Source organism: Stenotrophomonas sp. 169, from assembly GCF_014621775.1.
Lineage (GTDB): Bacteria > Pseudomonadota > Gammaproteobacteria > Xanthomonadales > Xanthomonadaceae > Stenotrophomonas.
Map to the genome: position 1 here is coordinate 2,984,836 of NZ_CP061204.1, position 12,685 is coordinate 2,997,520.

At 68.1% G+C, this 12,685-nt stretch carries 9 protein-coding genes; 7 read left to right on the top strand and 2 right to left on the bottom strand.

The features are described 5' to 3' along the window. Positions 1–185: 185 nt before the first annotated feature. Positions 186–785 carry a pyridoxamine 5'-phosphate oxidase gene (gene pdxH / locus ICJ04_RS13015; RefSeq protein WP_188324647.1) on the bottom strand — a complete coding sequence of 200 codons (600 nt, stop codon included), beginning with the start codon at positions 783–785 and terminating at the stop codon, positions 186–188. A gap of 40 nt (positions 786–825) precedes the next feature. Here pdxH and ICJ04_RS13020 point away from each other — a divergent pair, with 40 nt between their 5' ends. The 7 genes from ICJ04_RS13020 to mdtD all read left to right on the top strand — a co-directional run bounded on the left by ICJ04_RS13020 (position 826) and on the right by mdtD (position 8,985). After that, a complete protein-coding gene (locus ICJ04_RS13020; protein ID WP_188324648.1) occupies positions 826–1,653 on the top strand; it encodes a kinase in 828 nt (275 codons plus the stop codon). Between the two features lie 226 nt (positions 1,654–1,879). Further along, positions 1,880–4,333 carry a hypothetical protein gene (locus ICJ04_RS13025; protein WP_188324649.1) on the top strand — a complete coding sequence of 818 codons (2,454 nt, stop codon included), beginning with the start codon at positions 1,880–1,882 and terminating at the stop codon, positions 4,331–4,333. 26 nt (positions 4,334–4,359) lie between these two features. Beyond that, a complete protein-coding gene (locus tag ICJ04_RS13030; protein WP_188324650.1) occupies positions 4,360–4,902 on the top strand; it encodes a shikimate kinase in 543 nt (180 codons plus the stop codon). Continuing rightward, entirely contained in the window at positions 4,899–6,008 is a 1,110-nt protein-coding gene (gene aroB, locus ICJ04_RS13035; RefSeq protein WP_188324651.1) for a 3-dehydroquinate synthase, read from the top strand. Before ICJ04_RS13030 ends, aroB begins: the two co-directional genes overlap by 4 nt. Positions 6,009–6,116: 108 nt before the next feature. After that, on the top strand, positions 6,117–6,356 hold the full coding sequence (locus ICJ04_RS13040; RefSeq protein WP_188324652.1) for a WGR domain-containing protein: 240 nt from the start codon (positions 6,117–6,119) through the stop codon (positions 6,354–6,356). A gap of 62 nt (positions 6,357–6,418) precedes the next feature. Further along, a complete protein-coding gene (gene hemE / locus ICJ04_RS13045; protein WP_188324653.1) occupies positions 6,419–7,492 on the top strand; it encodes a uroporphyrinogen decarboxylase in 1,074 nt (357 codons plus the stop codon). Between the two features lie 95 nt (positions 7,493–7,587). Next, on the top strand, positions 7,588–8,985 hold the full coding sequence (gene mdtD, locus ICJ04_RS13050; protein ID WP_188324654.1) for a multidrug transporter subunit MdtD: 1,398 nt from the start codon (positions 7,588–7,590) through the stop codon (positions 8,983–8,985). Between the two features lie 166 nt (positions 8,986–9,151). Here the strand turns inward: mdtD and ICJ04_RS13055 are convergent, their stop codons facing one another. Continuing rightward, on the bottom strand, positions 9,152–12,676 hold the full coding sequence (locus ICJ04_RS13055) for an ATP-binding protein (RefSeq protein ID WP_188324655.1): 3,525 nt from the start codon (positions 12,674–12,676) through the stop codon (positions 9,152–9,154). Between the last annotated feature and the right edge of the window lie 9 nt (positions 12,677–12,685).

Genomic DNA, 12,685 nt, shown 5'->3' on the forward strand with positions numbered 1-12,685 from the left:
CGACTTCAGTCGGCTGCCCGTCGCGTAACGCCTAGCCTCCGGTAGAGCCGACTTCAGTCGGCTGCCCTTCGCGTAACGCCCAGCCGACTGAAGTCGGCTCTACCCTTCTGCGCTGCCCTTCGCGTAATGCCCAGCCGACTGAAGTCGGCTCTACCCACGCGCGGATGCGGCGCAACGTGGGGCAATCAGGGATACAGCTGTCGCTTGCTCCACGTGTCATCGGCTGCGCGCTCGTAGCACCAGCGCTCGTGCAGCCGGAACTGCGCGCCGTACCAGAACTCGAACCGGTCCGGCACCACGCGCAGGCCGCTCCAGCCCGCCGGCCGTGGCACGTCCTGGCCTTCGAAGCGCGCCTCGACCTCGGCGACCCGCGCGTCGAACTCGTCCCGCGAGGCCAGGGTCTGCGATTGACTCGATGCCCATGCCCCGATCTGGCTCAACCGCGGCCGTGATGCGAAATAGGCATCGGCCTCGGCATCGTCCACCTGCTCGACGCGCCCTTCGATGCGCACCTGGATGCCCGCCTCGCGCAGGCTGCGCCACAGGAACAACAGCGCAGCCTGCGGATTGGCCTGGAGCTCCTGGCCCTTGTGGCTGTCCAGATGCGTATAGAACACGAAACCGCGCGCGTCGAACGCCTTCAGCAGCACGGTGCGTGCCGATGGACGGCCGCTGCGATCGGCGGTCGCCACCGTCATCGCGTTGGGCTCCAGTTCGCTGCTCTTGCGTGCCTCGTCAAACAACGTGGCAAACGTGGAAAGCGCTTCGGCGTGCAGATTGCTCATGACAACGGGTTCCCTACTTGGATTGGGCTATTGTGGCGGCATGAAGGCTGCCGCGTACACGCCCCCGTCGAAAGGTTTCCCCGATGCCCTGGTCGAGCAGGCGCTCGATGATGCGATGGCGAGCGCCACCCGGGTTCCGGTATTGGCCATCAGCGGCCTGCAGGGCAGTGGCAAATCGACACTGGCCGCGCAGGTCGTGGCGCGCGCGCAGGCGCGGGGCCTGCGAGCCGCCGCGCTCTCCATCGACGATGTCTACCTCACCCGTACCCAGCGCCAACGGCTGGCGCGCGATGTGCATCCGTTGTTGCTGACCCGGGGGCCACCCGGAACCCATGACCTCGCCTTGGCGCACAGCGTGCTGGATGACGCTGCGGCGGGAACGCTGCGCGCACTGCCACGATTCGACAAACTGGCCGATGAACGCCTGCCGCAGGCGGAGTGGCTTCATCTGGCGGCGCCTCTGGACCTGCTTGTGTTCGAGGGCTGGTTCCTCGGCACGCCCGCTGAAGCGGCCGACACGCTGGACGCCCCCCTCAACGCATTGGAGCGCGAGGCCGATGCGGACGGACGCTGGCGGCACTGGTGCAACGCGGCGCTGGAAACCGAGTACCCCGCACTATGGCAACGCTGCGATCGCCTGTGGTTCCTGCAGCCGCCTGATTTCTCCGTCATACCGCGCTGGCGTTGGCAGCAGGAGCAGCATCTGCAGGCCGCGCAGCCCGGACGCAGCGGGATGACGCGACCGCAGCTGGAACGTTTCGTGCAGTACTACGAGCGGGTGAGTCGCCATGCCCTGCGTACGCTGCCCGGCATCGCCGACCGCACGATCGCACTGGATGCCGAGCGCGCCATCGTCAGCGTACGCTGACGGGCTGACGACCATTGCGGCGGCACCGTGACGCACCCGGCGCCCCCCGTCCCCCCTCTCCATGGGGACGTGCGATTCGCACGCGCATTACCTGCTTGCAGAAACCCTGCCTGCACGCCCTCATGCCGCGAGGGCATCTGCATATGCACAGAAATGCGCGCACACCGGCAGGGTCGGTTGGCTAGGGTTTTGGCTTACCGCATCCCAACCTGACCGGACCCCCACCGTGCTCCTTGCTGCTGGTAGTGCCGCCACGCTGCAGACCTTCAACGCTGTTGCGAAGGGCGCGCGCATCCTGACGCGCAGCCTGCTTTCCTGCGTGCGCAACGCCCCCTCGTGGTCGACGCCTTCCCTGCGGAGGCCCACGCCTTTCCCGGACGCCGATGCCGTATGTCCGGACACGATCGGCGGGATGATCCGCGACTTGGGTGCGGCGCTCGAACGCGCCGACGCACATCGCGCGACGTCGCTGGCGCTCATCGCCCACCGTGCACGCGCGCCCGTGCTGGACGCCGCTGCGCTGGTGGCATTACGCAAGGCGTGCAAGGTTGAAATCGAAGCGCAGAACGGCGGGCGAATGCCAGAGATCCAGCGCATGCGCCTGCAGGCACTGCATGACCACGCACGACTTGGTCTGCAGCCGGTGCGGATAGCGCAGTCGCACCGGCGCTGGTGTGTGCGCCTCAAGCCCATGAGCGCGCCAGGGGCACAACGCACCACTTCCTTCGGGTGTTCGGCCCGCGCCGGCGTAGGCCTGACCATGGCCGGTACAGGGGCCACCGCCGGACTCTCGGTAGGCGCACAGTCCGGCAGCAAGAGCAGTTGTTTCGAGACGCTGGAGTACGCGCGCGGTCGGCACCACGTCATCAGTGCCGAGGTATCGGCCGATGCGCAGTTGGCACCCGGTACCGCGGCCGGCGCCGGTCTGACGGCAAGCGTGGAGTACACCCGTTACGACGGCGCGGCATCGATCCACGACTATGCCGCTTTCCGGGCGCGGCGCTCCGTCGCCACGCCACGGCGCAGCCGAGCGGCCCAGCGGCTGCTCAGCGTCGTCTCGCTGGGCCGCGCCACGCCCCACGACCGCGTGGCCCACGCCGCACGTGCCGCGCTGCGCTGGGCTCCCTTGATGCCCACCCTGGTGTCCTGCGGCGGCGACAACAGCCCGCCCTTTGCAGCGCTGACGCAGGATGCACTGGTGCCCTCCCCTGCCCCCTTGCTCGACGTCGGCATCCGCACACGCACGATCTCGATGCAGGCCGCCGCCGACGCGGCCGTCGCCAACGCGGGCATCTCCGCTGCGCGCAGCCGGCTGCGCGTGGATATCGATGTGCCCCTGTGGTTGTGCGACCTGGATCTGGACCCTGTGCAGCGCGGAGCGCTGGCCTGGCAGCTTCGGGAGCGGATCACTGCCGGTCTCGGCTCACACGCCAAACGCTTCAGCGCCTTGCAGGTCGATGATGCGCACGCGGGCGCGGCTCGGGAAGAGGCGCTGCAACGCGTACAGACGGAGTTCCAGTGCCTGCAGTCCCTGCTGCTGGAGCAGCAGCGTGGCATCGACAAACGACAGCTCAAGCACGTGTTGGCACGAACCTGCGCGGACTGGAACTGCCGCACGCCGCAGCAGGCACTGGCGCGCATGCTGGAGCTGGTGAACTGGCTCTGGCTGGTGATGCCCGCCGATCAGCGCAGCGCCGCGCAGGCACTGGCCGCCACAGTGCGTGATTCGCCTGTCCTGCGACAGGACGCCGCCTCGCTGTGCCCCCTTTACGCGCACCAGGCCCTGCAACAGTTCATCCGCACAGACACCATGGCGGTCCATGGCGGCGCGTCACGGCCCATGGCGGGCGCGGGCACGACGGACGTCACCATCAGCGTCAGCCGGAGCCATCAGCGCAACTACAATGCCCTGCGCGATGGCCGCTATGTCGAGGCCAGGATCACGCTGACCGGGGCGACCAGCACCGACACCATCCTGACGTTGCTGCAGCAGCGGCTGCCCGATGCCAGTCTGGCGGCGGACGCCCGCCATGAACTCAAGCGCGTACTGGGTGATGCAGGCGCGCTGAGCCTGGCAGGCACGACCGCGGTGACCGTGGGCGTCAGGTTCTTCAGGCCATCGTTCCAGGACGATGTGCGCTTTCCCGCTGCCGCCCGTGGCCTGCACCTGCAGCAGATCACCGTGCGCGGGGCATCCACCTTCAGCGTGGACGGCCGACTCCCCATTACCGGTGTCCCGCTGGCCTCGCTCGGGCTGGGGGCGCGCCTTCAGCATGCACGCCACACAGCGCTGCATGCGGACGTGTTCTGCAGCGCCACCTTGACCGCCTCGCTGTTGCGCTATCAGTGCCTGATCGGCCAGCGGATGGCACCGGCGCAGGCATGGAAGAAGATGCTCGATGCCCATGGCAGCAGTCTGACCCGCCTTGCCCGCAGGATGGCGGACAAGACGTCCAGTGCCAGGGCGGAGGCGCATCACTGGCTGCCGCTTCCTCCTCTGGCCGCGGGCCACGACGCCGATGGCCTGATCACCACGGCCGGCACGCTGGAGCCCGGGCTGACCGGACTGCATGCCTTGTTCGATGCCCTGCTGCCGCCTCTGGCCGAAGCACAGCGCTTGTCTCCGCTGTGCCACCCCATCGCGCTGGGCGGCACGCAGCTGCGCAGCACCCGGCTGTAGAGGGTGAAGTGGTAGGATTCACGGCGATGAATCCTGCTCCGAACCTGATCCTGATCGGCCCGATGGGAGCCGGCAAAACCTGCATCGGCCGCCGCCTCGCCGAGCGTTTCACGCTGGAATTCGTTGACCTGGACCAGGTCATCGTGGAGGCGGCAGGTGCCAGCATCCCGACCCTGTTCGATCTGGTCGGCGAAGCCGGTTTCCGCCGGCATGAGCAGCAGGCACTGCAGCGCGTGCTCGGCGGGCACGGGCAGTTGGTGTCTACCGGCGGAGGTGCCGTGCTGCATGCCGACAACCGTGCCGCCATCGCCGGCCATGGTTTCGTGGTCTACCTGCGGGTCAGCGTCGCGGCGCAACTGGAACGACTGGCGCGGGACAAGGCGCGGCCGCTGCTGCAGCGCCCGGACCGTGAGCAGGTGCTGCAGGACCTGGCCTATCACCGCGACCCGCTGTACCAGCAGCTGGCCGATCTCACCCTGGATACCGACCTTTACACCGCTGCCGAAGCCACGTCCCAGCTTGTGGTCAAGCTGGCCGCGCACTGGCAGCGACAGGACCCGATCGCATGACCGCACCCTCCCCCCTGCACGTCGCCGTCGCTGGCGACCATCCTTATTCGATCACCATCGGCCCGGGCCAGCTGTCCGATGGCCACGCGCTGGCGCAGCATGTCCGCGGCCGGCACGTGCTGCTGGTCAGCGATAGCGATGTGGCCCCGCTTTATCTCGCCGGCGTGCGTGCCGCGCTGATGCAGGCACGCCCGGACCTGTTGGTGGCCGAGCACGTGTTGCCGGCCGGTGAAGCGTCCAAGACGCTGGCCGGGTTCGGCCGGGCCATCGACGCTTTGGCCGCGCTGGGCGCCACGCGGGATGCCTGCATCTTTGCGCTGGGCGGCGGTGTGGTGGGCGACCTGTCCGGTTTCGCCGCGGCCTGCTGGATGCGCGGGGTGGACTGCGTTCAACTGCCGACCACGCTGTTGGCCATGGTCGATTCGTCGGTCGGTGGCAAGACGGCGGTGGACATCCCGGCCGGCAAGAATCTGGTGGGCGCCTTCCATCCGCCGCGGGCGGTGATCGCCGACACCCACGTGCTGGCGACCCTGCCGGTGCGCGAGCTGCGCGCAGGGCTGGCGGAGGTGGTGAAGTACGGTGCACTGGGCGATCCGGACTTCTTCGACTGGCTGCAGCAGCATGCCGATGGCCTTTCTGCCGGCGATGCCACGCTGCTCGCTGAAGCCATCGCGCGCAGTTGCAGGCACAAGGCGGCCATTGTCGAACGCGACCCCTTGGAGAAGGGCGAGCGGGCCCTGCTCAACCTGGGCCATACCTTCGGCCATGCCATCGAAACCGAACAGGGCTATTCGGCGCCAGGACGCGATGCCCTGAACCATGGCGAAGCCGTAGCGGTCGGCATGGTGCTGGCCGCCCGTCTGTCGACCGCGATGGGCAGGGCACCGGCGGCGGACGAGCAGCGTCTTTCTGCGTTGCTGACATCGCTGAACTTGCCGACCGCCATTCCCACGGGACTACAGCCTGCCGCGCTGCTGGCACGCATGCGGCTGGACAAGAAGAACGTGGCCGGGCGGCTGCGCCTGGTGCTGTGGCGCGGCATCGGCCAGGCCGATGTGGTGGCCGATGTGGAAGAAGCCGCCGTGCTTGCGGTGCTGGCTGGCTGATCCTGTCGCGGGTCCGCCCTGCACGGGGTGGTTTCTCCGCCTAGGACCGCTCGACGCTGCAGGCACCGTGCGTCTCCGCCGTTCATGGGGCAGCGCTACAATTGCCCCATGCATGCCCACCTGCAACAACCGGCCATCGGTACCGAGACGCCGCGCTTCCTGCGCCTGACCCTGGCCGCCGACCTGTTCGGCGGTTGGGAACTGCTGCGCGAATCCGGCCGCGCCGGGGGCCGCTCGCAGCTCCGGCGCGAACTGTACCTGAAGGAAGCCGACGCCCGCGCCGCCTTTGCCAAGGCACGCGATGCCGAGCTTCACCGCGGCTTCAAGCTGGCCTCGCACGGCGAGTGAGCATGCCCCCCCCTTCTTCCCACACGGCGTTGCATGCAGCGCCCGCACAAGGATCGCCTTCCGTGACCAGCCCTCTTCGCAACGATCGTCTGCTGCGCGCCCTGCGCCGCGAGCCGGTGGATTACACCCCCATCTGGCTGATGCGCCAGGCCGGTCGTTACCTGCCGGAGTACCGTGCGACCCGCGCGAAAGCAGGCAGTTTCCTGGCGATGGCGAAGAACCCGGATCTCGCCTGCGAAGTCACCCTGCAGCCGCTGCGCCGCTTCCCGCTGGATGCGGCTATCCTGTTTTCGGACATCCTGACCATCCCCGATGCGATGGGCCTGGAGCTGTATTTCGTCGAAGGTGAAGGTCCCAAGTTCCGGCACCCGATACGCGATACCGCCGCCATCGCCAAGCTGGCGGTGCCGGACATGGAACAGGAACTGCGCTATGTGATGGATGCCGTGCGGGTGATCCGCCGCGAGCTGGATGGACAGGTGCCGCTGATCGGCTTTTCCGGCAGCCCGTGGACGCTGGCCTGCTACATGGTGGAAGGCGGCGGCAGCAAGGATTTCGCCCGCATCAAGGCGATGGCGCTGAACCACCCGCAGGAACTGCACCGCCTGCTGGAGGTCGTGACCGATGCGGTGGTCGCCTACCTCGGTGCGCAGCGCGCGGCCGGCGCGCAGGCACTGCAGGTGTTCGATACCTGGGGCGGCGTGCTGTCGCCGGCGATGTACCGCGAATTCTCGCTGCGCTACCTGCAGCGCATCTCCGCCGAGCTGGAGCGCGGTGAAGGCAGCGCCCGCACGCCGCTGATCCTGTTCGGCAAGGGCACGGGCCTGCATCTGGAGGCGCTGTCCCATACCGGTGCCGATGCGCTGGGACTGGACTGGACCCTGGACCTGGACGACGCGGTGCGCCGCACAGGGGGGCGCGTCGCGCTGCAGGGCAACCTGGATCCCACCACCCTGTACGCCAGTCCCGAGGCGATCAGCGCGGCGGCGGGCCGGGTGCTCGATACGTATGCGGCCGGCAACGGCGGCTCGCGCGAGGGCCATGTGTTCAACCTGGGCCACGGCATGTCGCCTGACATGGATCCGGCCAGTGTGCAGGTTCTGGTCGAGGCGGTGCACCGGCTCAGCGCACGCTGATGCTTTACCCGGCATGGCGGTACGGCGCTTCCTGATCGCGCCGTTACCGCGGTTGGTCCATCATGTCGCCTCCCGGTCGCGCGGATCCAAGCCCGATGACGTCAAGCTACGCCTCCATCCGCCCCTTGTTGTGGCTGGTATCGCTGGCGATCTTCATGCAGATGCTGGACTCCACCATCGTCAATACGGCGTTGCCGGCGATGGCGCGAAGTCTGGGCGAAAGTCCGCTGCAGATGCAGTCTGTCGTTTTCAGCTACGCACTGGCCGTAGCCACCTTCATCCCGGCGTCGGGCTGGATCGCCGACCGCTTCGGCACGCGGCGTACCTTCCTGGTCGCCATCATCCTGTTCACCCTTGGCTCGCTGGCCTGCGCGTTGGCGCAGACCCTGCATCAGCTGGTCGCAGCGCGCGTGCTGCAGGGCATCGGTGGCGCGATGCTGCTGCCCGTCGGTCGCTTGGCCGTGATGCGTTCGGTACCGCGCGAGGACTTCCTGCGCGCGATGAGCTTCATCGCCATCCCGGCATTGATCGGCCCGCTGATCGGCCCGACGCTGGGTGGCTGGCTGGTCGAAGTCGCGTCGTGGCACTGGGTGTTCCTGATCAATCTGCCGATCGGCGTGATCGGTTATCTGGTCGCGATGAAGGTGATGCCCGACCACTATGCCGCCCATCGAAGCCGCTTCGATCTGCGCGGTTACGCGATGCTGGCCTTCGGCATGGTGGTGCTGTCGCTGGCATTGGACGGCATCTCGGGAATGGGCACGCCGCACGCGCTGGTGATGCTGATGACCGTCGCCGGGCTGGCCGCGCTGGCGGGCTACTGGCTGCACGCCGCCAATTCGACCGCGCCGCTGTTTTCGCTCGCGTTGTTCCGGGTGCCGAGCTACCGCATCGGCATCCTCGGCAACCTGTTCTCACGCATCGGCAGCAGCGCCATGCCGCTGCTGATCCCCCTTCTGCTGCAGGTGGGCATGGGCATGAGCCCGATGAATGCCGGCCTGATGATGATTCCCGTCGCTGCCGCCGGCATGGTGTCCAAGCGGCTGGCAGTGAAACTGGTGGAGCGCTTCGGCTACCGCCGCGTGCTGATGGTCAACACCGTGCTGGTGGGCATCGCCATGGCCAGCTTCGCGCTGATGGGGCCGGGCCAGCACCTGGGCTGGCGGCTGCTGCAACTGGCGTTGTTCGGCGCGGTGAACTCGCTGCAGTTCACGGTAATGAACACGGTGACGCTGCGCGACCTGGATCGGGAGTTCGCCAGTTCCGGCAACAGCCTGTTGTCGATGGTGATGATGCTGGCGGCAGGGTTCGGCGCCGCAGCGGCGGGCAGCCTGCTGGCGGCCTTCGCACCGCTGGAATCGCACGGCGCCACGGCCGCCCTGCACGCGACCTTCCTGTGTGTCGGCGCGATCACGCTGACGTCCACGCTGATCTTCTGGCAGCTGCCGGATACAGGCCCGGACCCGAAGCAGATCGAGGAAGTCGCGGAGTGATGATGCGGGGCTTGGGCGGCGGGTTGGGCTAACGGGTTGGGCCTCTTGGTAGAGCCGACTTCAGTCGGCTGCTCCACCAATGCAGCCGACTGAAGTCGGCTCTACCAGAAGGCAAGTGCAGCCGACTGAAGTCGGCTCTACCGGGAGGCAGGAGCGGTCGGCGGCGCTAGCGGGCGGTCAGCGCGCGGGCGATGGCTTCGGCCAGCAGCTCGCCGGTCACCGGCTTGCGCAGGAACCCCTGCATGTCCGCCGCCGCCACCTGCTCGGCGAGATCCGGATCGGTGCGCGCGGTGACCGCCAGCAGGGGCAGGTCGTGGGCTTGGTTGCGCAGGTGCAACGCCAGGTCGAAGCCACTCAGGCCGGGCAGATCGAGATCCAGCAGACCGATGTCGAAGCGGTCGCCGGCCATTTCGCGCAAGGCCGCGAGCGCATGCTCGGCATGCACCACCTGGTGCCCGCGGGCCGCCAGCAGGCCGGCGATGACCTCGGCCACGGTGGGATCGTCTTCCACCAGCAGGATGCGCAGCGGCGCCGCCGGTACGACCACCGCGTGCGGCCCCTCACCATCGGCGTGCCCGCTGCCATCCTGAAGCGGCAGGGGCAGCACCACGCTGAAGCACGTCCCGTTGCCCAGCTGGCTGCGTACGGCAATGTCACCGCCCATCGCTACCGCAAGCTCGCGACTGATCGCCAGCCCCAGGCCGCTGCCGCCGTACTGCGCTGCGGTGCGTGCACCGTCGGCCTGCTCGTAGCGGCGGAACAACCGTTTCTGCAGTTCGCTGCTGATGCCCGGCCCGGTATCGCTCACGTCGAAACGCAGGCCCTGCGCGTCGGTGTCGCTGCGTGCGCGCAGGGTGATGCTGCCGCGCTGGGTGAACTTGACCGCGTTGCCGAGCAGATTGAGCAGGATCTGCCGCACCCGCAGCGGATCGCCCTGCGCGCACAGCCCGATGGCAAGCTCATTCTGCAGCGTGAACTGCACGCCCTTCTGCCGAGCCAGCGGCGCGGTGAGCGCCTGGACATCGGCAAGCAGCAGGTTCAGATCGAATACCTGCGACTGCAGCTCCAACCGCCCCGACTCGATCCGCGCCAGGTCCAGCGCATCGTTCACCAGCAACAGCAGGTGCTCGCCCGCACTGCGGATGGACTCGGCATGATTGCGCTGGCGCGTGTCCAGCGGCGAAGACAGCAGCAGTTCGGTCATGCCAAGCACACCCGTCATCGGCGTGCGGACTTCATGGCCCAGGTTCGCCAGGAAGCGCGTCTTGGCCGCCGAGGCCTGCTCGGCAACCTCCTGCTTGTGCACCGCCATCTGGTAGGCATGCCGGCGTTGCAGACGTCGCCGGTACAGCCAGGCGAATCCGCTCAGCAACAGCAGGCCCAGTGCCATCAGCATCAACACACCGGTCACGCTGCGCCACCACGGCGGCAAGACGTCGAACTCCAGCGTCTGCACCTTGGACCATACGTGGTCGGCCGAGCGCGCCTGCACCTCGAGCGCGTAATGACCGGGGGGCAGGCGTGAAAAAACACGCTCGCCACCCGCACCGGCATCCACCCAGTCCGGATCGTAGCCGCCCAACCGATACCGGTACACGTTGGACGCCGCATCGCTGAACGACAGCAGGCGCGCGACGATGTGCAGGTCGCGGTCACCATCTTCGATGACCATCGGCGTGGCGTGGGTCAGCTCGACCTTCCGGTCGCCACGGCTGACTTCGACACGCTCGATCACCAGCGGTGCCTGCCGGGTCGGCGGCCCCACTTTGAGTGGATCGAACAGCACCACGCCTGCCGGCGTGCCTGCCAGCAACTGGCCACTGCGGCTGGCCACCAGGGTGTTCTCGCGGAACTCCTGGCTGGGCAATCCATCATGCACGCCATACAGGCGCACGCTGGGCACGCGCGGATCCACCCGCAGCATGCCGCGTGGGCTGCTCGCCCAGACGATGCCCGTTTCGTCCACGGCCAACCCGTTGGCGGCGAGCGCCGGATACCCCTGCACTGCGCCGATCACCCGGTGCCGCTGCAGCGCGCTGCCGGTCCATCGGTGCTGGACCAGGCGCCCATCCTGCGAAAGCCAGACCTGGTCCCCACTGGCAAAGGCCATCGCATGGACCGCCCCGGCAGGACCACCGTCGACCAGGGCGAACACATGCAGGTGCGGATCCCATTCCTGCAGCCCTTGGCTGCCGGCCAGCCAGGGTTGCCCGCGCGGCCCACACTCCAGGCTGATGTTCAGCTGCCCCGCGCGCAGGCCACCCTCACCCAGCGGCACGCCCACCTGCACGCGCCCCTGCAGATCACGTGCCTGCACACCGGTCGGCGACATCGTCCACACCAGCCCGCCACATACCGCGATATCTTGGACATTGCCTTCCATCACCGCGTCGGCTCCGTCATCGCGGCCCCAGCGGCGCACGCGCCGGCTGCCAGGTTCATAGCGCGCCAGTGCGTCCATGGAGCCTGTCCACACGTTGCCCTGATCATCCTCGGCGACAGACATCAGCCAGTGGTTGCCATTCACCCAGGTCAGGTGCTGTTCCACCTTGCCCGTGGCCGGGTCCAGCTTGTCCAGTGCACCGTGGCCACCCACCGTCCAGACACCGCCGTCCGCCGCAGCGGCGGTGCCGAGCACGAAGGCGTTGCGCAACGAGGCCGGATCATCTTCAAGGCGGGACAGCACCGAGAACTGCCACCAGCGCGGCAGCAGGTGCCACAAGCCGGCGTTGAGGCTGGCCAGCCAGATGCCGCCTTCGCGGTCCTGGAAGGCGCCGCTCCAGTTCGGACGCACCCGTCCCCGTGCCAGCGCGCTGTACAACGGAACCTGCTGGAAGCGCCCTGCCACCCCCCGTCCGAGACCCGACCGGGTATCCAGCCAATAGCCGCCCTGCTCATCGTGCAGCATCATGCCCAGCACCTGGTCGCCAGCGGGCACCGGCCACGGCGCCGGCTCGAAGCGGCCATCGGCGTGACGCACGATCACGCTGCCCAGCGTGTTGATCCACAGACTGCCATCGGCATCAGCGGTCATGCCGTTGATCATCGCATCGCCCAGCACGCTGTCCGGCGCGCGTTCGAAATCGTGTCCCGTCCATCTCGCCAGGCCGCGCTTGGTGCCCACCCACAGACTGCCGTCGGGCAGTGTCGCCAGGAAGGGCACGCTGTTGGACGGCAGGCTGCGGTCGTTGCCCTCTTCCGGCAGGAAACGCTGCAGGGTGTCGTCGGCATCGATGCGGTACAGGCCGCCTTCGTAGGTGCCGAACCAGATCGCCCCGTCCGGCGTGGCCGCCACGCTCCACACGGTGTTGCTGGCCAGCAGCGGCTGGCTGTCACGGTCATAGAAACGCATGACCCGCCGATCAGCGGACAGCCGCACCAGACCTGCGTTTTCAGTCCCTATCCAGAGCTGGTTGCGTGCATCGGCAAGCACCGTCCAGATGCGGTTGTCGCGCAGCCCGTCTTCGGCCCGCCAGATCCGGTAGCTGCGGCCATCGAAGCGGGCGAGCCCGTCATTCGTGGCGATCCACAGATAGCCCAGACGGTCTTCCGCCATCCGGTTGACGGTGTTGGACGGCAGGCCATCGAACACGGTCAGCTGCCGCGGCGTCGGCGGAACCGGCTGCGCGCTCGCCGGCAACAGGGCCAGCCATGCCGACAGCAATAGTGCCAACGTCCTACGCAAACGCATTGCCCCTGC

Excerpts from the sequence above, each read along its gene's own strand:
- pdxH (WP_188324647.1), bottom strand. The coding sequence starts at position 785 with ATGAGCAATCTGCACGCCGAAGCGCTTTCCACGTTTGCCACGTTGTTT.
- ICJ04_RS13020 (WP_188324648.1), top strand. The coding sequence starts at position 826 with ATGAAGGCTGCCGCGTACACGCCCCCGTCGAAAGGTTTCCCCGATGCC.
- ICJ04_RS13030 (WP_188324650.1), top strand. The coding sequence starts at position 4,360 with ATGAATCCTGCTCCGAACCTGATCCTGATCGGCCCGATGGGAGCCGGC.
- aroB (WP_188324651.1), top strand. The coding sequence starts at position 4,899 with ATGACCGCACCCTCCCCCCTGCACGTCGCCGTCGCTGGCGACCATCCT.
- ICJ04_RS13040 (WP_188324652.1), top strand. The coding sequence starts at position 6,117 with ATGCATGCCCACCTGCAACAACCGGCCATCGGTACCGAGACGCCGCGC.
- mdtD (WP_188324654.1), top strand. The coding sequence starts at position 7,588 with ATGACGTCAAGCTACGCCTCCATCCGCCCCTTGTTGTGGCTGGTATCG.
- ICJ04_RS13055 (WP_188324655.1), bottom strand. The coding sequence starts at position 12,676 with ATGCGTTTGCGTAGGACGTTGGCACTATTGCTGTCGGCATGGCTGGCC.